The organism is Streptomyces sp. NPDC041135 (genome assembly GCF_055592085.1).
In genome coordinates, this window is sequence record NZ_JBVIYZ010000017.1 from 88,889 (window position 1) to 110,616 (window position 21,728).

17 protein-coding genes and 1 pseudogene are annotated in these 21,728 nt (G+C 74.1%); 13 read left to right on the plus strand and 5 right to left on the minus strand.

The window, feature by feature from the left end; all coding sequences use genetic code 11:
• Nucleotides 1–47: 47 nt before the first annotated feature.
• Together ACZ6CZ_RS29070 and ACZ6CZ_RS29075 are read right to left on the minus strand one after the other, a co-directional pair.
• Nucleotides 48–3,335, minus strand: a pseudogene (locus tag ACZ6CZ_RS29070) (type I polyketide synthase); the annotation flags it as partial.
• A gap of 108 nt (nucleotides 3,336–3,443) precedes the next feature.
• Nucleotides 3,444–4,232 carry a thioesterase II family protein gene (locus ACZ6CZ_RS29075; protein ID WP_469027024.1) on the minus strand — a complete coding sequence of 263 codons (789 nt, stop codon included), beginning with the start codon at nucleotides 4,230–4,232 and terminating at the stop codon, nucleotides 3,444–3,446.
• Nucleotides 4,233–4,501: 269 nt separating this feature from the next.
• On the opposite strand from ACZ6CZ_RS29075, the gene ACZ6CZ_RS29080 reads away from it, so the two are divergent.
• The gene (locus ACZ6CZ_RS29080; protein WP_469027027.1) at nucleotides 4,502–5,338 is read left to right on the plus strand and encodes a metallophosphoesterase family protein; all 837 of its coding nucleotides are present in this window, start codon (nucleotides 4,502–4,504) and stop codon (nucleotides 5,336–5,338) included.
• 106 nt (nucleotides 5,339–5,444) lie between these two features.
• Here ACZ6CZ_RS29080 and ACZ6CZ_RS29085 read toward each other — a convergent pair whose 3' ends face one another.
• Nucleotides 5,445–6,692 (minus strand): alpha/beta hydrolase family protein, encoded by a 1,248-nt coding sequence (locus ACZ6CZ_RS29085; RefSeq protein ID WP_469027029.1) that lies wholly within the window; start codon nucleotides 6,690–6,692, stop codon nucleotides 5,445–5,447.
• Nucleotides 6,693–6,892: 200 nt separating this feature from the next.
• Between ACZ6CZ_RS29085 and ACZ6CZ_RS29090 the strand changes: the two genes are divergently transcribed.
• Nucleotides 6,893–7,561 (plus strand): TetR-like C-terminal domain-containing protein, encoded by a 669-nt coding sequence (locus ACZ6CZ_RS29090; RefSeq protein WP_469027031.1) that lies wholly within the window; start codon nucleotides 6,893–6,895, stop codon nucleotides 7,559–7,561.
• Between the two features lie 186 nt (nucleotides 7,562–7,747).
• Here the strand turns inward: ACZ6CZ_RS29090 and ACZ6CZ_RS29095 are convergent, their stop codons facing one another.
• Nucleotides 7,748–8,902, minus strand: a complete 1,155-nt coding sequence (locus ACZ6CZ_RS29095; protein ID WP_469027034.1) for an iron-sulfur cluster-binding domain-containing protein — start codon at nucleotides 8,900–8,902, stop codon at nucleotides 7,748–7,750.
• 81 nt (nucleotides 8,903–8,983) lie between these two features.
• Nucleotides 8,984–10,504 carry a phytoene desaturase family protein gene (locus tag ACZ6CZ_RS29100; RefSeq protein ID WP_469027036.1) on the minus strand — a complete coding sequence of 507 codons (1,521 nt, stop codon included), beginning with the start codon at nucleotides 10,502–10,504 and terminating at the stop codon, nucleotides 8,984–8,986.
• A gap of 114 nt (nucleotides 10,505–10,618) precedes the next feature.
• Between ACZ6CZ_RS29100 and ACZ6CZ_RS29105 the strand changes: the two genes are divergently transcribed.
• The 11 genes from ACZ6CZ_RS29105 (at nucleotide 10,619) to ACZ6CZ_RS29155 (ending at nucleotide 21,725) form a co-directional block, all read left to right on the plus strand.
• The gene (locus tag ACZ6CZ_RS29105; protein WP_469027038.1) at nucleotides 10,619–11,191 is read left to right on the plus strand and encodes a PadR family transcriptional regulator; all 573 of its coding nucleotides are present in this window, start codon (nucleotides 10,619–10,621) and stop codon (nucleotides 11,189–11,191) included.
• A 475-nt stretch (nucleotides 11,192–11,666) separates the two neighbouring features.
• Entirely contained in the window at nucleotides 11,667–12,170 is a 504-nt protein-coding gene (locus ACZ6CZ_RS29110) for a hypothetical protein (RefSeq protein ID WP_469027041.1), read from the plus strand.
• Nucleotides 12,145–13,137: a bifunctional lysylphosphatidylglycerol flippase/synthetase MprF gene (locus ACZ6CZ_RS29115; RefSeq protein ID WP_469027043.1), complete on the plus strand. Its 993-nt coding sequence runs from the start codon at nucleotides 12,145–12,147 to the stop codon at nucleotides 13,135–13,137. The genes ACZ6CZ_RS29110 and ACZ6CZ_RS29115 overlap by 26 nt, the downstream gene beginning before the upstream one ends.
• Nucleotides 13,138–13,327: 190 nt before the next feature.
• Nucleotides 13,328–14,461, plus strand: coding sequence for an acyl-CoA dehydrogenase family protein (locus ACZ6CZ_RS29120; RefSeq protein WP_469027045.1), 1,134 nt, complete (start codon nucleotides 13,328–13,330; stop codon nucleotides 14,459–14,461).
• Nucleotides 14,462–14,471: 10 nt separating this feature from the next.
• Nucleotides 14,472–15,497, plus strand: a complete 1,026-nt coding sequence (locus tag ACZ6CZ_RS29125; protein WP_469027048.1) for an SDR family oxidoreductase — start codon at nucleotides 14,472–14,474, stop codon at nucleotides 15,495–15,497.
• Nucleotides 15,494–16,753 carry an aspartate aminotransferase family protein gene (locus ACZ6CZ_RS29130; protein WP_469027050.1) on the plus strand — a complete coding sequence of 420 codons (1,260 nt, stop codon included), beginning with the start codon at nucleotides 15,494–15,496 and terminating at the stop codon, nucleotides 16,751–16,753. The genes ACZ6CZ_RS29125 and ACZ6CZ_RS29130 overlap by 4 nt, the downstream gene beginning before the upstream one ends.
• 104 nt (nucleotides 16,754–16,857) lie before the next feature.
• Nucleotides 16,858–17,343 carry a type II toxin-antitoxin system RatA family toxin gene (locus ACZ6CZ_RS29135; protein ID WP_469027052.1) on the plus strand — a complete coding sequence of 162 codons (486 nt, stop codon included), beginning with the start codon at nucleotides 16,858–16,860 and terminating at the stop codon, nucleotides 17,341–17,343.
• Nucleotides 17,340–17,984 carry a flavin reductase family protein gene (locus ACZ6CZ_RS29140; RefSeq protein ID WP_469027055.1) on the plus strand — a complete coding sequence of 215 codons (645 nt, stop codon included), beginning with the start codon at nucleotides 17,340–17,342 and terminating at the stop codon, nucleotides 17,982–17,984. The genes ACZ6CZ_RS29135 and ACZ6CZ_RS29140 overlap by 4 nt, the downstream gene beginning before the upstream one ends.
• The gene (locus ACZ6CZ_RS29145; protein WP_469027057.1) at nucleotides 17,965–19,290 is read left to right on the plus strand and encodes an NAD(P)/FAD-dependent oxidoreductase; all 1,326 of its coding nucleotides are present in this window, start codon (nucleotides 17,965–17,967) and stop codon (nucleotides 19,288–19,290) included. Before ACZ6CZ_RS29140 ends, ACZ6CZ_RS29145 begins: the two co-directional genes overlap by 20 nt.
• A gap of 33 nt (nucleotides 19,291–19,323) precedes the next feature.
• A complete protein-coding gene (locus ACZ6CZ_RS29150; RefSeq protein ID WP_469027059.1) occupies nucleotides 19,324–20,169 on the plus strand; it encodes an MBL fold metallo-hydrolase in 846 nt (281 codons plus the stop codon).
• The gene (locus ACZ6CZ_RS29155; protein WP_469027061.1) at nucleotides 20,166–21,725 is read left to right on the plus strand and encodes an MFS transporter; all 1,560 of its coding nucleotides are present in this window, start codon (nucleotides 20,166–20,168) and stop codon (nucleotides 21,723–21,725) included. The genes ACZ6CZ_RS29150 and ACZ6CZ_RS29155 overlap by 4 nt, the downstream gene beginning before the upstream one ends.
• Nucleotides 21,726–21,728 lie beyond the last annotated feature (3 nt).

Here is a 21,728-nt window from a genome sequence, read left to right on the forward strand (position 1 = left end):
GACCCAATCCGGCTTCAGGAAGACGTGTACGGTGCGGCGTCTCGTAGTCAGTACGAGGCGGAGATCTCGTCGGAGATGTAGAGCGCCAGATCAAGTGGCGTCGGGTAGTCGTAGATGGAGCTGAGCGGCAGTTCCAGGCCGGTCGACTCGCGGATGCTGTTGCCGAAGTCGACGGCCGACAGCGAGGTGAATCCCAGGTCGAGGAAGTCGTCGTCGCGGCCGACGTCGTCGAGCGAGCCGTGGCCCAGCGCGGCCGCGCAGGCCCGCAGCACCACGTCGCACACCGCGTCGCGGCGCTCGTCCTCGCTCAGCGGCCGCAGCCGCTCCTTCAGCGCCTCCGGCCCGCCCACGGCGGCGTCGGCGGCCTCACCGGCGTCCGCGAGCGGCTCCGGCTGCTGCTCCTGCCACCAGCGGCCGAGCACCGGCAGCAGCGCCTCCAGCGCGGCCCGCTGCCCGTCGGCGCCGAGCAGCCCGGCGAGCGTGTCCGCGTCGCCGTCGGTGACCGCCCGCCAGAACCGGCCCTCCGCCGAGTCCGGGTCGGCCGCGCCGGCCGGGGCGGTGTGCTCCAGCCAGTACCGCTCCCGCTGGAAGGCGTACGTCGGCAGCGCGGGCAGCGGGCCGGCGGCGTCGCCGGTGAACGGGGTGAGGTCGACCGGGCGGCCGGTGACGTGCAGCCCGGCGAGGGCGCCCAGCAGCGCCGCGGTCTCGGCGCGGTCGCGGCGCAGCGCGGGCAGCACGCTCACGCCCTCGGCGGCGCCCAGGGTCTCGCGGACCATCGCCGACAGCACCGCGTCCGGGCCGGCCTCGACGTACGCGCTCACGCCCCGCTCGTGCAGGAAGCGCACCGAGTCGCCGAACCGCACGGCCTCCCGCACGTGCCGCACCCAGTACTTCGGGTCGGTCAGCTCGCCCTCCCCGGCGAGGGTGCCGGTGACGTTGGAGACCACCGGTATCCGCGGCTCGTGGTAGGCCACCGACTCGGCGACCTGCGCGAACTCGGCGAGCATCGGGTTCATGTGCGCCGAGTGGAAGGCGTGGCTGACGGTGAGCCGCTTGGTCTTGCGGCCCGCGCCGGCGAGCTTCGCCGCGACCTCGGCGACCGCGTCCTCGTCGCCGGACAGCACCACCGAGGAGGGGCTGTTCACGGCGGCCACCGACACCCGGTCGCCGTACCCGGTCAGCGCCTTCTCGACGTCGTCCTCGGTGGCCTGTACGGCGGTCATGGCGCCGCCCGCGGGCAGCGCCTGCATCAGCCGGCCCCGGGCCGCCACCAGCCGGGCCGCGTCGGCCAGGCCGAACACCCCGGCGACGTGCGCGGCGGCCAGCTCGCCCACCGAGTGGCCGAGCAGGAAGTCGGCGCGCACCCCGAGGGACTCCAGCAGCCGGTACAGGGCGACCTCGTGGGCGAACAGGGCGGGCTGGGTGTAGCCGGTGCGGTCCAGGTCGCCCGAGCCGTCCGTGACGACCTCCCGGACCGGCCGCTCCAGGTGCCGGTCCAGCTCCGCGCACACCTCGTCGTAGGCGGCCGCGAACACCGGGAAGGCGGCCGCGAGGTCCTCGCCCATGCCGGTGCGCTGCGCGCCCTGCCCGGTGAACAGGACGGCCACCTTCCCCGACGACGTACGGCCGTGGGTGACGCGGGCGTCGGAGGTGTGCTCGGCGAGCGCCCGCAGCCCGGCGACCAGCTCGCCGCGGTCCGCGCCGGTGACCACCGCGCGGTGGTCGAAGTGGGTGCGCGCCCCGAGCAGCGCCCGGGCGGTGGCGTCGAGGCCGGGGGCGCCGGGGCCGGAGGCGAAGTCGGCGAGCCGCGCGGCCTGCGCGGCCAGCGCCCGCCCGCTGCGCGCCGACACCGTCCAGGCGACCGGCAGCGCACGCGCCGCCGTACCCGCCGCCGCCGTACCCGTCGCCCCGGCCGCGGTGGTCTCCGGGGTGGTCTCCCCGGCGGGCCGCTCCTCGGCGGCCTCCTCCAGGATGACGTGGGCGTTGGTGCCGCTGATGCCGAAGGAGGAGACACCCGCGCGGCGCGGGCGGCCCTCCTCGGCCGTCCAGTCGCGGGCCTCGGTCAGCAGCTCCACCGCGCCCTGGGACCAGTCCACGTGCGGCGACGGCTCGTCCACGTGCAGCGTCTTCGGCAGCGTGCCGTTGCGCATCGCCATCACCATCTTGATGACGCCGCCGACCCCGGCCGCGGCCTGCGTGTGCCCGATGTTGGACTTCAGCGAGCCCAGCCACAGCGGGCGTCCGTCGGGCCGGTCCTGGCCGTAGGTGGCCAGCAGCGCCTGGGCCTCGATGGGGTCGCCGAGCGCGGTGCCGGTGCCGTGCGCCTCGACGGCGTCGACGTCCGCCGGGGACAGGCCGGCCTGGGCGAGGGCCTGGCGGATCACCCGCTCCTGCGAGGGCCCGTTGGGCGCGGTGAGGCCGTTGCTGGCGCCGTCCTGGTTGACGGCCGAGCCCCGGACGACCGCCAGCACGCGGTGGCCCTTGGCGCGGGCGTCGGAGAGCCGCTCCAGCAGCAGCAGGCCCACGCCCTCGGACCAGCCGGTGCCGTCGGCGGCGGCGGCGAACGCCTTCGACCGGCCGTCGGGAGCCAGGCCCCGCTGGCGGCTGAACTCCACGAACACGCTGGGCGTGGCCATCAGCGTGGAGCCGCCCGCCAGGGCCAGCTCGCACTCGCCGCGCCGCAGCGCCTGCACCGCCAGGTGCAGCGTCACCAGCGACGAGGAGCAGGCCGTGTCGACGGTGAGGGCGGGGCCCTCGAAGCCGAACGTGTACGAGATCCGGCCCGAGGCCACGCTCGCGGCGCTGCCGATGCCGAGCAGCCCCTCGAACTCCTTCGGCATCCGCTGGAAGCGCCAGGCGTAGTCCTGGTACATCACCCCGGTGAACACCCCGACCCGGCGGCCGCGCAGCTCGGCCGGGACCAGGTCGGCGCGCTCCAGCGTCTCCCACGCCGTCTCCAGCAGCAGCCGCTGCTGCGGGTCGATGGCCAGCGCCTCGCGCGGCGGCAGCCCGAAGAACCCGGCGTCGAAGTGGGCGCCGTCGTAGAGGAACCCGCCGCGGGTGGCGTACGTCTTGCCGACCGCGTTGGGGTCCGGGTCGTAGAGGTCCTCGACGGGCCAGCCGCGGTCCCCGGGGAAGTCACCGATGGCGTCCACGCCGCCGGACACCAGCTCCCACAGCCCTTCCGGAGTGGTCACGCCGCCGGGGAAACGGCAGCCCATCGCCACGATGGCGATCGGCTCGTGTTCCCGGGCGGTGGCCTCCTCCAGCCGCCGCTGCGTCTGGTGCAGGGCGGTGGTGGTCCGCTTCAGATAATCCCGGAGCTTTTCCTCGTTCGTCGTCATGCGGACGTCTTCCCTCTGGGTATGGGCATTCGTGAAGTTCGAACGTTCGCCGCCCGGAACAGCGCGCCCGGACGGAAAAGAGACCCGACGATCCGCCGGTCAGGCGACTTTCGTGTCGGCGTCCGCACCCATGCGCCGGGTGATCGCGTCCCGCACCTCGGCGGGCCAGTTGTTCAGATAGAAGTGACCGCCGCCCGGAAACACCTGCATGTCCGTGCCGCCGGTGGTGTGCTCCCCCCAGGCGGCGGCCTGCGCCACCGAGGTCGTGGGATCGTCGTCGCCGATCAGCACGGTCACCGGGCAGTCGATGCGCGCCCCCGGTTCGCAGCGGTAGGTCTCGATGGCGTGGTAGTCGTTGCGGATCGCCGGCAGCGCCATCCGCATCAGCTCCTCGTCGCCCAGGGCCCGTGCGTCCGTGCCGCTCAGCTCGCGGATCTGCTCGATGATGCCGTCATCGTCCCGCAGGTGGACCCGGTCCTCGGTGACCGCGCCCGGTGCCCGCCTGGCCGACGCGAAGAACCGCACCGGGCCGGGCAGCCCCGCCCGGCGCAGCCGCACGGCCACCTCGAAGGCGACGGCCGAGCCCATGCTGTGCCCGAAGAACGTCAGCTTCCGCTCCCCGCCGGCGAGTTCCGGGATCTGCGCGAGTTCCTCGAAGACCCGGTCGGCGAGTTCCGGCACATTGTCGATGAGCGGTTCCCGGTTACGGTCCTGACGGCCCGGATACTGCACGGCCAGCACACCCGTGTCCGGGGTCAGCAGCCGCGACAGGGAGAAGAAGAAACTGGCGGAACCGCCCGCGTGCGGAAAGCAGACCAGGAACGGTGCGTCCGCCGTGACGGAATGGTAGGTACGGAGCCAGGGACCGGCAGTGGTCAGTCTCTTCATGTTTTCCCCTCACGGTGGACCCCGAACGCGGCAAACCGTCGGCGCTGCGTCGAGTCTATGAACACGAAATCGAGACAAAGACCCCTGGAGAACCCCCTATTCACCCCTATCTCCTCCCCCCGCCGGTCCGCCCGGGCCGCGAATCCGCACACCCCCGCGGTCCTGCGGCACGGCCCTGCCCCCCACCATCCGGCCACCGGCCCTGAGGCCCGCTAGAGCCGCGCCGGACCAGGGTTCCCGGCGCGCGGACGGCCCCGTACGGTGCGGTCATGTCGGAGGGGAAACTGTGGGCCGTCAGTGATCTGCACGCGGCGTTCGCCGAGAACCGGAAGATCGTCGACGGCCTGTGTCCGGAGTCGGCCGAGGACTGGCTGATCGTGGCCGGTGACTGCGCCGAGATGTCACCGGACATCGCCTGGGTCCTCGGCGTGCTCGCCGCGCGCTGGGCCAAGGTCCTCTGGTGCCCCGGCAACCACGAGCTGTGGACGCCCCGCGAGGACCCGCTGCAGTTGTTCGGCGTCGAACGCTACGACCACCTGGTCGAGATGTGCCGCGGCCTGGGCGTCGTCACCCCCGAGGACCCGTACCCGGTGTGGACCGGCGCGGGCGGCCCCGCCACCGTCGCCCCGCTGTTCCTGCTGTACGACTACAGCTTCCTCACCCCCGGCACCGCCACCCCCCGCGAATCCCTCGACCGCGCCTACCAGTCCGGCGTCGTCTGCTCCGACGAGTTCCTGCTGCGCCCCGACCCCTACCCCAGCCGCGAGGCCTGGTGCCGGGCCCGCGTGGCGCAGACCGAGGCCCGCCTGGCCGCGCTGCCCGCCACCTCCCCGCTGATCCTCGCCAACCACTATCCGCTGGTCCGCCAGCCCACCCGGATCCTGCACCACCAGGAGTTCGCCCAGTGGTGCGGCACCGAACTCACCGCCGACTGGCACCTGCGCTTCCCCGTCCGCGCCATGGTCTACGGCCACCTCCACATCCCGCGTACGACGTACTACGACGGCGTCCGCTTCGAGGAGGTCTCGGTGGGCTACCCCCGCGAGTGGAAACGCCCCGGCCACCCCCGCACCGGCCTCCGCCAGATCCTCCCGGAGCCCGCCTGAGACACGCCCGCCCGTGCCGGTGACAGCGGCACGGGCGGGCGTCGGGGACGGCGGTCGGGCGGGGGACGGCGGCGCGGAGGGGGGTCCGGCGCGCGGAGTCAGCCGGTCATCCGCGCTCGGCCGGGGCCCCGCCGAGTGCACCTGCCTCGGGGGCGGGCGCGGCGGGGAGGGTCCTGTCGAGCCAGTCGAACATGTGGCGGTGCACGGTGGAGCGGGCGCCGTAGCCGCAGTGCTCGCCGGCGCCGTCCGCCTCCGCGAGGCTCACCAGGGTCGCCGGGCAGACCAGCGCCTCGTACACCCGCTTGGCCTCGCCGTCGAAGAAGTCGTTCTCGTGGTCGAAGACCAGCGTCGGCGCGCTGATCCGCTCCGCGATGCCGCGCAGGCTGTAGCCCCGGGTGCGGCGCATGTAGTCCGAGACGGAGTCGGCGCCGAAGGTCCACCTGCCGTTGCGCAGCGCCCAGCTGACGAAGGTGCTGTGGTGGCTCATCATGGCCGCCACCGGCTCGGCGAGGTCGTCGCGGCCGGTACGCACCCAGTCGGCCAGGAAGGGCGGGATCTGGCGGAAGTTGAAGGCGTGGTAGTCGTACACCCCGCCGTCGGCGACCACGGCCGCGATCCGGGAGTCGAACGCGGCGGCGCGGGCCACCAGCAGCCCGCCGAGGCTGTAGCCGTGCAGGGCGATGCGGGCGGGGTCGATCTCCGGCCGGGTCAGCGCGTAGTCGATCACCGGGCCGACCACGTTCTCCCAGTCGGGCCGGAAGAACAGCCGCTGCCGGCGCAGCGCCGCGCCCTGGCCGGGGCCGTCGTAGGCGAGGCAGTTGTAGCCGCGGCGCAGCGCCGCCGCCGCGACGGCGAAGTAGGCCTCCTCCAGGATGGAGTCGTAGCCGCCGGTGAAGACCACCGTCGGGCGCGGGGCGCCGGAGTCGTCGACCAGGAACAGGTATCCGGGCAGGGTCGTGTCCTCGTAGGGGATGGCGACCGGCTCCACCGGGGTGTCCAGCAGGCTCGCCGCGGTGGCGAAGGTGTCCGCGGCCAGGTCCCAGACCTCCTTGGCGGCCGGGTCCTCGAAGGGGTCGTCGCGCAGGTAGAAGTCGGCGGTGCGGTAGTAGTTCGAGGCCCGCAGCATCGACTCCCGGGCGCTCACCAGGTGCCCGGCGGCCAGGCTGCGCTCGCCGTCCTCGCGGACCCGGTCGCCGGTCGCCTTCCACGCCCGGTACCAGGCGTCCTCGCCGCCGTCCCCGATGGCCCGGGCGGTGGCCAGGACCTCGCCGAGGTCGGCGCCGCCGTAGGCGCCGAAGCTGGCGGTGCGCAGGGCCTCGAAGGAGAAGGACTCGTTGTCGAAGAGGAACTGCATGGGGGTGGCCTCTCACTCGGCGGAGCTGTGGGTCGCTGGCACGGTGCAGCTTGGCGAGCCGGAACGGTTCCGTCTCGTCTACTGGTCACACCGTAGCGCGCCGAAAGCCGAGACGCAACCGTTCCGTCTCGGGTGACGTGGCCCACGTGGCCGAGTAATGTCGAGACGCAACCGTTCCGTCTCGTGCTAGATTCGGATGCATGTCTCAAGCGTCCGATCCGAACCCCTCCGCATCCGCCGCGCCCGCGCGCCGGCCCCCCGGGGGCCCGGTGCTCCAGGACGCCGTCACGGACGCGATCGCCGTGGCCTTCTTCGAGGAACTCGCCGCGGTCGGCTACGGCAGGCTCTCCATCGAGGCCGTCGCCAAGCGCGCCGGGGCGGGGAAGGCCGCCGTCTACCGGCGCTGGCCGTCCAAGCAGGCCATGGCCGTCGACCTGATCACCAAGGCCGCGGTCGACACGGTCGGGGTGCCGGACACCGGGAGCCTCCGCGCTGACCTGCGGATCTACCTCGCCACCACCGCCGACGGCTTCCTGCACCCGCAGGCGTCCCGGATCATCCCGGACATGCTCGCCGCCGCCGTGCGCGAGCCGACGCTCGCCGAGGCGCTGCGCCACAACATCGCCGACGTCCGCCGCAAGCAGGTCACCGAGCTGCTCCAGCGCGGCATCGAACGCCGCGAACTGCCCGGCGACCTGAACATCGGGCTGGCCCTCGACTTCCTGATAGGGCCGCTGTACTGGCGCCTGATCGTCGGCGACTACCCGCCCGAGCCGGACTCCGGTTACTTCGAGGAACTGACCGACATGCTCCTGCACGCCTTTCGCGCCGCCCCCGGCGATCCGGAGAGGTCCCCGAGAAAGTCCTGAATCCGCCGGTACCCCGGCGGGCGGTGCGCGCGCCGGTGTCCGGGCATGCAGGCGGGCCCGGAAGCACCCCTGTCGCTCCCGGGCCCGCCACCCCTCCCCGCCCCCGTCACCCCGGGGAGGAGGCTCTGTGACCGCCGCCCACGCGGACCGCCTCGGTCGGGCAGTCGCCCACGCGGACCGCTGCGGTCAGGTCGTGAGTTCGACGTCGGTCAGCGGATAGGCCGTGCAGGCGTTGACGTAACCGAAGCGCTCGTCCGACAGGCGGCGCCGTTCGCCCGCGGGCCGGAAGACGGTGCCCTTCACCAGCCGCACCCGGCACATCCCGCACGCTCCGGTGCGGCACCCGGCCCGGGGAGCGGCGCCCTGCGCCTCCAGCGCCTCCAGCAGCGGCCGCCCGCACGGGCTGGGCCGGCCCGCCGCGCCCCCGACGCTGACGCTGACCCGGCCCCCGGGCGCGACGCCGGCCGGCCAGCCGGGCTCGCGCTCGGGCCGCCCGGGCGCGCCGGCCGCCTCGGCCCGGATACGGCGCCGTTGGTGGCCGAGCGCGGTCAGCCCGTCGATGACCAGCGGATACATCGGGCGCGGACCGCAGACGTAGACCATGCGGCCGGCCAGGGGGCCGGTGAGGCCGGTCACGGTCTCGGCGGTGAGCAACCCGGTGGGGCCCCGCCAGTCGCCGTCCGGCTCGGAGACGACGTGGTCGACGCGGATGCCGTCGTGCCGGGCGGCGAGGGCGGCGAGGGTCCCGGCGAAGAGGATGCCGTCGGCCGAGCGGGAGCCGTGGACCAGGTGCAGCCGGCGCGGCAGGTTCCGGTCCACGATGTCGCGGATCATGCTCAGCGCCGGGGCGACGCCGGTGCCGCCGGCCACGAACACCAGGTCGTCGCCGTGGAAGAGCGGGTTGTGGTGGAAGCCGCCGAGCGGGCCGGAGGCGGACAGCACGTCGCCGGCCGAGACCCGGTCGAGCAGGTGGTCGCTGACCCGGCCGCCCCCGGCGACCCGGCCCACGGTCACGTCGTAGTGGTCCAGCTCGGCGGGGCTGGAGGAGATCGTGTACGGCCGGCTGGTGGGCGTGCCGTCGACCGTCACGCGCAGGCTGATGTGCTGGCCCGCCAGGAACGGCGGCAGGGTGCGCCCGTCGGTCCGGGCGAGGCGCAGGGTGCGTGCCGTCGCGGTCTCGGTGACGGTCTCGGTGACCACCAGGTCCAGCTGCCCGGGGTGCAGCCGCCCGACGGTGGCCGCCGCGTCGCTCCAGCGGGCGCCCGCGCGTTCGCGGCGCGCGATCTCGGCCCGCACGGCGGGCGCGTCGTCGAACAGGTCGGCCAGGGGGTGTGCGTTCATCGGGCGTCTCCTTGTCGGGACGGGGCGGGGCGGCGTTGGGCGGAGGTGACCGGGCGGGCGCGAGCCGGCGGGGCGGTGCGGTCAGACGGTGGCGAGCCGCGAGTGCAGCAGCGACCGGGCGACGCGCACCCCGGCGTGCAGGGTCGGCTGGAAGCCGCCGAGCCCGGCCCAGGAGCCGGCCAGCCGCAGCCCGCGGACGGCCGGGGACTCGTCGTCGCGGAACAGCCAGCTGTCGGTGGCGTCCTGGTCGAAGCCGTAGATCGCGCCGCCGGGATGGCCGAGGTAGCGCATCATCGTCACCGGCGTGGCGACGTCGGCCTCCTCGATCGCCTCCCGCACGCCCGGCACCGCCCGCTCCAGCAGGTCGAGCACGGAGGCGGCGTACGCGAACTTCGCCGGTGCGTACGCGGCGGGCGGCAGCCGCTCCCAGGGCTCGGCGTACTGGAGGCTGAGCACGTTCAGGTGCGTGGCGCCGGTGGGCGCGAGGCCGATCGGGGCGACCTCGTAGGCGGTGGCGCTCAGGGCGCGGGCGCCGCCGGACAGCGAGCGCAGGCCCGTGGTGAAGCCGGCCGGGTCGGGGCTCGCGCAGACGAAGCTGGTGCTGGTGGTCAGGCCCAGCTCGGCCGGGGAGGCGTCCAGGCCCAGGTGCAGCACGAAGCCGGAGACGCCGACCCGGCGCGAGCCCAGGTCCCGCCACACCCCGGCCGGCACGTCGGCGGGGTCGAGCATGCGGCCGTACGTCATCAGGGGCGAGGCGTTGGAGACGACGTCGTGCGCGGTGACCGTCTCGCCGCCGCGCAGCCGCACCCCGCACACCGCGCCGTCGCGGGTCAGGATGCGTTCGGCGGCGGTGCCGAGGCGGACCTGGCCCCCCGCCGCGAGGAAGGACTCCAGCAGGGCGCCGGAGAGCATCTGGCTGCCGCCGCGGATGTGGAAGGGCTTGAACTCGAAGTACGCGTACAGCAGCAGCGCCAGGTTGGCCAGCGGCAGCCGGGTGGGCGGCTGGCCGAGGAACTCCCAGTAGGCGCTCAGCACGAACTTCACGCGCTCGTCGTCGAACATCTCGTCCAGCACGTCCTGGACCGGCCTGAGGCCCTGGCCCAGCAGGGCGCGGGCCTCCGGTGAGCCGGAGGCGAGTTGCCGGCGGGCCGCCTCGGGCGGAGCGTTGAGGGCCATCAGCTGCATGCCGGCGACCGCGCGGACGAGGTCGAAGAAGCGCCGGACCCGGTCGAGGCTGCCGGGGAAGGCGTCCTCGACGGCGGCCGCGGCGCCGTCCCAGTCGGCCGGGAGGCAGACGTCCACGGCGCCCGGCACGCAGGCCCGGTACAGCCCGCTCATCGGTACGAACTCCACCCGGTCGGCGACCCCGAGGTCGGTCAGCAGGCCGCGCAGCGAGTGCTCCTGGCCCGCCACGCCGACGCCGGAGAGCTGGTGCAGCGCGGTCTCGAACTCGAACCGGCCGCGCACGAACGAGGTGGCGCAGCCACCGGGCACGTTGTGCCGTTCGAGCAGCAGGGTGCGGGCACCGCCGCGCTGCAGTGTGGCGGCGGCGGTCAGACCCGCGTTGCCCGCCCCGATCACGATGACGTCGTAGTCGCTCATGTCACTCACCCCGTTCGGTCGTCCGGTGGTGCACTCGCTGAATACTCAATTTTTTGAGTACGTGTGGAAGTTACTAGGTGCCGATGCCAGTAGTCCATGGGCTAGGTTGATCACATGGCGTTGAGGAACGCGGTTCTGGCCGCTCTGCTGGACGGCGAGGCATCGGGCTACGAGCTGTCCAAGGCCTTCGACTCGTCGGTGGCCAACTTCTGGTCCGTCACGCCCCAGCAGCTCTACCGTGAGCTGGAGAAACTGGAGGGCGAGGGGCTCATCGAAGGCCGGGTCGTCGAACAGGTCCGGCGCCCCAACAAGCGGGTCTTCTCGCTCACGGAGGCGGGCCGCGCGGCGCTCGCCGCGTTCACCGGGCTGCCGCCGAAACCCGGCGCCGTCCGCGACGAACTCCTGGTCAAGGTGCAGGCCGTCGACGCCGGCGACCTGGACGCGGTCCGCGCGGCGATCGAGGAGCGGGCCAGGCAGGGCCGCCTGAGGTTGGCCGAATACCGCCGCGCCCACGAGGAGTTGCTGGCCGGCCGCGACGAGGGCGACTACCTGCGCACCACCGGCCGCATCGGCCCCTACCTCACCCTCCTGCGCGGCCTGTCCTACGAGGAGGACGACCTCCGCTGGTGCACGCGGGCCCTGACCCTGCTGGCCGCCTGGGCGTCGGAGCCGCCGCGCGGCGACTGAACGCCGCTCGAGTCCCTCCGGAGCGCGGGGGGCGGAGCCGGTGGCACGCCGCCGGCCGGTGCGCGCCGCCGGCCGGCCCGGCGCCGCGGCCGCGCCCCGGACCGCGCCCGCCGCCGTCACCTGCCACCGCCCGGAGCGTCCGCGCAGGTCACAGGGGGCCGCGGGCTCACCCCGGACGGATCTCGCACGACTACGGGACGGATCTCGAAGGATCACGGACGGGCCTCACATCCGCCTCCGGTCGTGTCCAGACCCGCTCAAGGACCCCTATGCCCGTGTCGGGCAAGCCGCTGCGAGCCGCAACTTAGGGGTGTGGCAGGGGAGTCGGCCAAGGGGGCGGCGCACCCATCCTGAGGCCACGGTCCAGTGCCTCGCGGCCCGCGAAACCCGCCGGCACTGTGCATTCACCCGCAGGACCCCGACCCTTTCCGAGCCGGTCCTGCGAAGTGGCCGAGTGTGAAATGGGGATGGGAAATTGGACCCGCTGAACCGCTTCGAGACGAAACACACCTTCCTGCTGTCCCGGCTGGAACACCTGGTCGGCCTCGCCGTCGCCGTCACCCTCGCGCTGACGCACCTGGGCGCCGTCCGCTGGCCCGTGTTCATCGCGTTGTTCCTGGTCATCGACGTGATCGGCTACCTGCCCGGTGCCGTGGCATTCCGCCGCTCGGCGAACGGCAGCATTCCCCGGGGCTATTACGTCGCCTACAACACGATGCACAGCCTGGTGACCGCGAGCGTCATCGCCGGAGCGTGGGCCTGGCTGGTGCGCCCGGAGTGGGCCCTGCTCGCGCTGCCGATCCATCTCCTCGGCGACCGGGGGCTGTTCGGCAATTCCCTCAAGCCGTTCGGGGTGTCCTTCGAACCGAAGAAACACCCCGGGTTCGAGCACTTCGAAACCGCTTACGCCCGCGAGGCACAGCCGCTCGAGGAACGGAAGGGGAACGCTGTCCATGCTGTCGGTCACTACGGCGCCTGAGGACGTCCGGGGAGTCCTCGAACGGCACGCGGACAACCCCAGCGCCTTCCTCGCCCTGAACCAGGGCACCGAGTACTTCCGGGCCGACGGCGTCGACGGCGTCGTCGCCCACCGCACCTCCGGCCGCTACCTCATCCAGTTCGGCGGGCCCTTCGCCGCCGCCCAGGACCGCCGGCCGCTGCTGACCGCGTTCCAGGACCACGCCCGGGCCGCCGGCAAGCGCATCATCGCCGTGCAGCTCCAGGCGGCCGACGCCGAGCTGTACGACGCAGCCGGCTTCACCGTGAACCAGATGGGCTCCTCCTACGCCGTCTCCCTCGCCGACTTCACGCTGCGCGGCAAGCCGTTCGTGCGGCTGCGCAACAAGATCTCCCGGGCCCGGCGCAGCGGACTCGTCGTGGCAGAGGCCGACCCGCTGACCTGCGACGCCGAACTCGCCGACATCGACCGCGAGTGGCTGCGCGGCAAGGGCCGCTTCGTGAAGGAGCTGGACTTCCTCGTCGGCGAGCGCACCGGCGCCGCGGCGGGCCTCAGGCGCGTCCTGGTCGGCCGCATCGACGGCCGGGCCATCGGCTACATCACCTACTCACCCGTCTACGGCAGCCGCCCCGGCCGGCTGCACGACCTGACCCGCCGCCGGGTCGACGCCCCGCCCGGGGTGATGGAGGCGATCAACGCGGCCGCCATCGAGATGTTCGCCGCCGAGGGCGAGTCCTGGCTGCACCTGGGCTTCACCCCGTTCGTCGGCCTGGACCAGGCGCACGAGACGCCCGGGGCGAGCCCCACCGTCGGCAGGATCGTGCGGTTCCTCGCCGCCCACGGCGAGAAGGTCTACCCCTCCCAGACCCAGCTGGCCTACAAGGAGAAATGGGCACCGCACGCCGTGCTGCCCGAGTACATCGCCTTCTCCGGCCGCCCGGGCCTCGGCGCGATCCTGCGCCTGATGCGGGTCGCCAACGCCATCTGACCGCCGGCGGCCACCGGCCCGGCCCGCCGACCGCGGCCGCGCCCGGCTCCCGGACCCCAGCACCGGCCACCGGTACCCGCCACACGGGCACCGGCCCCGGCCACGCCCCGGTCCGCACCCGAAACCGGCCCACGCCGCCGGACACCGTCGTAGCCCGCCATGAAGCGGTCTTGTCGAAAGGCACACACACATGAGGTTCTTGGCGCGGGAACGGGCCGTCCTGGAGGCCCTCCTGCCAGGTCTGGACGCCGAGCTGGCCGCGCGGCCGCTCGGCGAGCTGGAACGGCCGGGCAACCCCGGCATCAAGGCGTTCCGCGAGGCGGGCGGCGCCGGCCTGCTCATCCCCACCGAACACGGCGGCCTGGGCGCCGACGCGCTCGCCGCGGTCCAGGTGCAGCGGGCCATCGGCGCCCGCTCCCCGTCGCTGGCGATCGCCACCACCATGCACCACTTCTCGCTGGCCAGCCTGGTCACCCTCAGCCGCACCGGCAACGGCTTCGAGTGGATGCTGCTGACCGGTGTCGTCGACGGCAACCTGCTGCTCGCCTCCGGCTTCGCCGAGGGCCAGCCCGGCGGCCGCATCCTCGTGCCGACCATGACGGCGACGGCCACCGAGGCCGGTGTCGTCGTCAACGGCACCAAGAAGCCGTGCAGCCTCGCCCACTCCATGAACCTGCTCACCGCCAGCGTGATGATCCCGCGCGAGGACGGCGACGGGGAGCAGCTGGCGGTGGTGCTGATCCCGGCCGACGACCCCGGCATCACGGTGTCGCCGTTCTGGAACAGCTTCGCCCTGGCCGGCGCCGAGAGCGAGCAGGTCACCATCACCGACGTCACCGTCCCCTACGACCTCGTGGTGCGCACCGACGTCCCCGAGGGCGAGATGCTGGACGGCATCCAGACCACCGGCTTCGTCTGGTTCGAGCTGCTGATGACCGCGAGCTACCTCGGCGCCGCGAGCGCCCTGGTGGAGAGGCTCGCCGGGCAGGAGCGCGTACCGGCGGCGGACCGGGTGCGGCTGGTCGGCGAACTCGACACCGCCATGGCCGCCGTGGAGAACGTGGCCCGGCAGGTCGGCCCGGCCCTGTGCGAGCAGGACGTCCTCGTCGACTCGCTCCAGGTCCGCTACGCCGCCCAGGACACCATCGCCCGGGTCGTCCCGCGCGCCGTGGAACTCCTCGGCGGACTCAGCTTCATGGGCTGCGACGACGTGCCCTACCTGGCGGCGGCCGTCAACGGCCTCAGCCTGCATCCGCCCGCCCGCAGCAAGATGTCCGACCCGCTGGCCGCTCATCTGTCCGGCCGTACGCTGAAGATCGTTTAGGGAGCACTGAATGAGCAAGCCGACGCTGCTGCTCACGGGGGCCGCCGGAGTTCTGGGCCGGGCCTTCATCGAGGAACTGGCGGCCGACCACCACCTCATCGGCATCCGGCACCGCCAGCCCATCGCCGACCCCCGCGTGGAGGAGATCCAGGGCAGCCTCGCCGACCCCCGGCTCGGGCTGGACGCCGACGACTACCGCCGGCTCGCCCGGCGCGTGGACCTCGTGCTGCACTCGGCGGCCCGCACCGGCTGGCGGGCCAGCCGCGCGGACCTGTTCGCCACCAACGCCACCGGCACCGGCCACATGCTCGGCTTCGCCGAGGCCGCCAAGGCGCCGTTCTACTACGTCAGCACGGCCTTCGTGGCCCGCCCCGAGCCCGAGCAGGCGGCCGAGAGCGGCCCCAGCGCCTACGTCGACTCCAAGATCGCCGCCGAGCGGCTGGTGCGCGAGAGCGGCGTGACCGCCGCCATCGTCCGGCCCTCGGTGGTCGGTGGCGACTCCCGCACCGGGCAGATGGCCGCCTTCCAGGGCATGCACCAGGTGGTCGCCGGCACCGTGATGGGCACCATCCCGGTGATCCCGGCCGCGCCCGAGTCGCCGTTCGACCACATCCCGCAGGACGTCGTCGCCCGCGGCATCGGCAAGCTGCTGCGCTCCGGCGCCACCACCGGCGAGTACTGGCTCACCGGCGGCCCGAGCACCCCGACCCTCGGCGAGCACATCGACCGCATCCTCCAGGTCGCCGCCCGCCACGGCCACACCCCCGCGCCGCCCCGGCTGATCGCGGCGGAGGCGGTGGACCGGCTGCTGCTGCCGCTGATGGACGACCTGCTCACCCCGACGCTGCGCAGCCGCTTCACCGGGATGCTGCAACTGCTCCAGCTGTTCCAGTCCTCGTCCCTGATGGAGTCCTCCTTCGACGCGCTGGGCATGTCCGACGACATCGCCCCCGACCGGCTGCTGGACGCCTTCGACAAGACGGTCGAGTACTGGATCACCACCAAGATGCGCCGACCCGTGGGAGCGGCGGCATGACCGCCGGGACCATCCTCACCCAGCCCGACGTCACCGTCACCGACCTGCGCTACGAGCGGCACTTCGGCCCCGGCAAGGCGTCCCTGGCCCGGATGCTCGGCACGGTCGTGGAGGCCTCCTCCGAGGGCGCCTGGATCACCGCCGCCGACGGCAAGCGGTACCTGGACTTCGGCGGCTACGGCGTCTTCATCCTCGGCCACCGCCACCCGCGCGTGGTGCGGGCCGTCAAGGAGCAGATCGACACCCACCCGCTGGCCACCCGGGTCTTCATGGAGCCGGTCGCCGCGGCCGCCGCCGAGGCCCTCGCCTCGGTCACCCCCGGCGACCTCGACCTGGTGCACTTCGTCAACTCCGGCGCCGAGGCCACCGAGGCCGCCCTCAAGCTGGCCCGGGCACACGGCCGCAACGCCGTCGTCACCACCCGGCGCGGCTTCCACGGCAAGACCCTCGGCGCGCTCAGCGTCACCGCCAACCCCAAGTACCAGACGCCGTTCGCGCCCCTGCTGCCCGGCGTCACCGAGGTCGAGTACGGCGACGCCGACGCCATCCGGCAGGTCCTGGCCGCCCACCCCGGGCGCGGCTGCGTCATCGTCGAACCGGTGCAGGGCGAGGGCGGGGTGCGCATCCCGCCGCCCGGCTACCTCACGGCCGTCGCCGAGGCCTGCGCGCGGTACGGCGCCCTCCTCGTCGTCGACGAGATCCAGACCGGCCTCGGCCGGCTCGGCACCTGGTGGGGCTGCGACAGCGAGGGCGTCGTCCCGGACATCCTGCTGGTCGGCAAGGGCCTGTCCGGCGGCGTCGTCCCGGCGGCCGCCATGGTGGCCCGCCCGGAGGTGTACCTGCCCTTCGGACGCGACCCGATCCTGCACTCCTCGACCTTCGGCGCCTCACCGCTGGCCTGCGCCGCCGCGCTCGCGGCCGTGGAGACCATCCGCGACGAGGGTGTCGTCCAGCGGTCCGCCGAACTCGGCGCCCACCTGCTGGCCGAGATCCGGGCGATCGTCACCCGCCGCGCGCCCTCCCTCATCTCCGAGGTGCGCGGCCGCGGCCTGCTGATCGGCATCGAGCCCGCCGACCAGCGCTACGTCGGTGAACTGCTGCTGGAGTTCATCGAGCGGGGCGTACTGATCAATCACTCCCTGAACGCGTCCGAGGTGCTGCGCTTCACCCCGCCGGCCACCCTCAGCGACGACGAGACCGACCTGTTCCTGAAGACCGTCGACGCCGCCCTCGCGGCCGTCGCCGAGCGGGCCTGACGACGAGACAGCGGCGCCGGACACCGGCGCGAGACCCGAGCGCCGGACCGCCACGCGCCACGACGGCGCGAGGCCCCGGCGCGAGACCGAAGAAAGGCAGCACCATGCCCCGAGTCACCCTGCACGTCCTGTCCCCGGCCATCGCGCCCGCCGACGCCTACGCCCGCATCAGCGACTTCGCCCGCTACCCGGAGCTGACCGAGACCGTGGAGAGCGTCACCGTCCGGCCGCCCGAGGCCGACGGCGCGCTGGTGTCGGAGTGGACCGTGCACTTCCGCAACGGCCTGCTGAAGTGGACCGAGCGCGACGTCCTGGTCCCCGAGCGCATGACCATCACCTTCGAGCAGCTCACCGGCGACTTCGCGGTCTTCGGCGGCACCTGGACGGTGAGCGCCGACGGCACGGGCACCCTGGTCGTCTTCGACGCCGAGTTCGACCTCGGCATACCCACGCTGGCCGCCATCCTCGACCCGGTCGCCGAGTCCGCCCTGCGCGTCAACATCCTGAAGATCCTCCAGGGTCTGCTCGGTGACGCGCAGGAGGTCCTCGCCGCCGACACCGCCGTGCTCAGCGAAGCGGCCCGGCCGTGAACCGCGCCGCAGCCGCCGGCCACGCACCGGGCGCCGGCCCGGTGCCGTCGGCCGCCGCGCCGGCGCGGGCCACCCGGTCCGCCGTCCGGGCCGCCGCGCTCGCGCGCGCGGCCCGGGCGGCGGCCCCGGCCGCCGGGCCGGACTCGGCGCGGGAACTGTTCCGCAAGGTCGCCGGCGGAGTGACCGTGCTGACCACCCGCGGCGCGGACGGCCGCCCGCTGGGCCTGACCGCGTCCGCGGTCACCACGCTCTCCCTCCAGCCGGCGCTGCTGCTCGCCTGTGTGTCCGTCAACTCCAGTACGCTGCCGGCGATCCGCGCCCACGGCGCCTTCGCCGTCCACCTGCTGCACGCCGACCAGAGCACCCTCGCCGAGGTCTTCGCAGGCCGCACCGGCAAGAGCGGCCCCGCCCGCTTCGCCGGCGTCCCCTTCCGCTGGAAGCAGGGCGTTCCGGTGCTCACCCGCGCACTGGGCTGGGCGGTGTGTACCCTCCAGGACGAACGGCGCTACGGCGACCACAGCGTCCTGGTCGGCGGCCTCACCCTGCACACCCAGAACGAGGGCGAACCCCTGATCTGGCACGACCAGGGGTTCCGCACCCTGACCGCAAGGGAGCGACAGGATGCGCTTCTCGACAGCTGACCGCACCGCGGACACCGGCACCCGGCCCGGCGGCACCGGCCCGGCTCAGGCACCGCCCTGGCAGGCACCGCCGGCCGCCGCGCGCCCCGCCGTCACCGGCCGGGTCACCGCCGACGTCGCCGTCATCGGCGCCGGTCTCACCGGCCTGACCACCGCCTACCGGCTCGCCCGCACCGCGCCCCACCTCGGCGTGGTGCTCGTCGACGCCGACCGTCCCGGCGCCGGCGCCAGCGGCCGCGGCACCGGGCTGCTCGGCCCGCGCGTCGGCCCGCCCCCCGACACCGCCCGCCGCCGCTACGGCGACGCCACCGCCCGCCGCATGTACGAGACCAGCGTCGGCTGGGTCCACCAGGCCCTCCACCTCGTCGAAGAACTCGGCGCCGACTGCGGCGTGGACGCACCCGGCCAGCTGATGGTGGCCGGGTCCGCGCGCGCCGCCACCGCGCTGCGCCGCCAGGCCGCCGCCTACCGCGACCTGGACCTGGACCCCGAACTCCTGGCGGACCCCGGCCCGTTCCGGGCCGCGCTGCGCTTCCCCGTCGCCGCCACCCTGGACCCGGCCGCGCTCACCGCCGCCCTGACCGCCGCCGTCGACCGGCTCGGCGTACGCCGCTTCGACCACAGCCCGGTGACCGCCGTGGCCGACGGCGAACTCACCTTCCCCGCGGGCACCGTACGCGCCCGCCGCACCGTCGTCGCCGTGGGCGGCTTCGCCTCCGCGCTGCGCCTGCCCGTCGGCACCGTCGCCCCCATGCGGGTACGGGCCCTGGCCACCGCCCCGCTGTCCGGCGCCCTGCGCGCCCGCCTGGGCCGGCAGGCCGTCATCGACGTCACCCAGCTCGGCCCCTACTACCGGCTGACCCCCGACGGCCGGCTGATCGCGGGCGGCGGCCCCGTCGAGGTCCCCGCCTCCGGCGGCCGCGGCGGCGACGCCCGCGCCTGGCGCTGGATCGCCGACCGGCTGCCCGACGGCGTCACCGTCACCCACCGCTGGTCCGGCCGCGTCGGCATGACCGGCGACGGCCTGCCGGTCGTCGGCCGCGTCACCGACAGCACCTGGTTCGCCGGCGGCTGCTGCGGCCACGGCCTGGCCCTGTCCGTCGCCACCGGCACCCACCTGGCCCACGCCCTCACCGGCGACGCACCGCCCCCCGCACCGGTGCCGGACGCCACCGGCCCGCTGCCCTGGCACCGCGCCCGCGGCCCCTGGCTGCCCACCACCGGACCCGCCCGCCCCCTGCTGCGCTCCTACACCGGCCTGCTGGCCCGGCGGGCCGCCCGCGACGGGCTCGAACACGTCGGCTGAACCCGCGACCCGGAACGAAGGGAACACCCCACCATGCGCGTGCGGCACCTGAACCTCGGCACCTATCACCCGCCCTCCCGGCGGCTGATCAATGGTGACGGCAGCTACTTCCGCGCCGGCCACATGGTCTGCCACTGCCTGCTGCTGGAGACCGACCACGGCCTGGTCCTGGTCGACACCGGCTTCGGCACCCGCGACATCGCCGACCCGGTGGGCCGCCTGGGCCGCGCCTTCCTGCTGCGTTCGCGCCCGGCCCTGATCACCGCCGAGACGGCCCTGGAGCAGGTGAAGGCACTCGGCCACGACCCGCGGGACGTGCGGCACATCGTCCTCACCCACCTCGACCGCGACCACACCGGCGGCCTCGCCGACTTCCCCGACGCCCAGGTGCACGTCTACGGCCCCGAACTGCGCGCCGCCCTCCACCCGGCCACCAAGCTGGAGCGCAACCGCTACCGCACCGGCCAGTGGCAGCACGGCCCGCACTGGGTGGTGCACGAGCCCGCCGACGGCGAACGCTGGCACGGCTTCGAGGCCGTCCGCGAACTGCCCGGCCTGCCCCCGGAGATCCTGCTGGTGCCGCTCGCCGGACACACCCGCGGCCACATCGGCGTCGCCGTCGACACCGGCGAGGGCCCGCTGCTGCACGCCGGCGACGCCTACATGTTCCACGGCGAGGTGGCCACCCCGGCCCACTGCACCCCCGGACTGAGCGCCTTCCAGCGCAAGGTGGAGGTGCTGCCCCAGCGGCTGTCCAACACCGAGCGGCTGCGCGAGCTGAAGGCGGCCGGCGAGATCGACGTCTTCAGCGCCCACGACCTGGTCGAGTTCACCGCCCGCCGCACCAGCGACGCACTGCCCGAGGTGACCGCCCGATGAGCGAGGCGATCGGCGTCCCCTCCAGCGCCGCCCCGGCCGCCGCGGCCGACGCCCGGCGGGTCAGCCCGCTGCTGCTGCTGGCCCTCTTCAGCGGCCTGTTCCTGGTCTTCCTCGACACCACCGTCGTCAACGTCGCCCTGCCCGACCTCCAGGACGACCTCGGCGCGAGCGTGTCGGGCCTGCAGTGGGTGGTGGACTCCTACCTGCTGACCTTCTCCTGCCTGCTGCTCAGCGCCGGCGCCCTGGCCGACCGGATCGGCGCCAAGCGGCTGTTCGTCGGCGCGCTGGTCGGCTTCACCCTCACCTCCGCCTGGTGCGCGCTCTCCTCCAGCGTCGCCGAGCTGCTGGTGGCGCGGGCCGCGCAGGGCGTCACCGGCGCGGTGCTGATGCCGGTCTCCATGGTGATCATCACCCAGCTGTTCCCCGACCCCAAGGCGCGCGGCCGCATGGTCGGCGTGCAGTCGGCGGTCGCCGGTCTCGCCCTCACCGCGGGCCCGCTGATCGGCGGCGTCCTGGTCGAGCAGTACGGCTGGCAGAGCGTGTTCTGGGTGAACCTGCCGGTCGGCGTCCTCGCCGTCGCCGTCCTGGCGGTGCTGCTGCCGCACACCCGCCCCGAGCGCAGCGACAGCGTCGACATCCTCGGCCAGCTGCTGTTCGTCGCCGGCGTCGGCCTGTTCACCTACGCCCTCATCGAGGGCAACGCGGCCGGCTGGGGCTCGGCCCGCATCCTGGGCTGCTTCGCCGCCGCCGCGGTGGCACTGGCGGCCTTCGTGGTGTGGGAGGCGCGGCAGGCCAACCCGATGCTGCCGCTGGGCTTCTTCCGCCACCCGCACGTCAGCGCGGGCGCCGTCATCAACTTCTGCGTGTTCGGCGCCATGTTCGGCGCGGTGTTCCTGCTGATGCTCACCCTCCAGGAGGTCGACGGGCTCTCCCCGGTGCAGGCGGGCGTGCGGACGGTCGTCATGACGGCCACCGTGGCGATCGCCTCCATCGTCGGCGTGGTCCTCGGCGAGCACATCGGCGTCCGCCTCACCGCGTTCATCGGCGCCCTCGCCACCGGCGGCGGCCTCGCCGGCCTGCTGCTGCTCGGCCTGCACGGCGGATTCGCCCACTACTGGTGGCAGTTCCTGCTGCTCGGCCTCGGCGCCGGGTTCGCCGGCCCGCCGGTCACCGCCGCCCTCCTCCAGGCGGTCCCCGAGGAACGCGCCGGCACCGGCTCGGGCATCGGCTACACCTCCCGCCAGGTCGGCTCCGTCTTCGGCGTGGCCATCGCGGGCGCGCTGGTCTCCCACCACCTCAGCACCTCGGCCGGCCCGGCCCTGGCGGACGTACCGCTGCCGCCCGCGGCGGTGGACCGCATCGCCTCCGGGGACTTCTCCGACGCCGCCCGGCTGCCCGCCGCCATCCGCCCCCAGGTCCTGGACCGGGTCGGCGACCTGTTCATCGACGGTACGCACGTCGCCTACGCTGCGGGAGCGGGCGCCTGCGCGGTGGCCGCGGTGGTGGCCCTGCTCATGCTGGGCCGCCGCACCTCCGAACCGACCCGCACACCGTGAGGA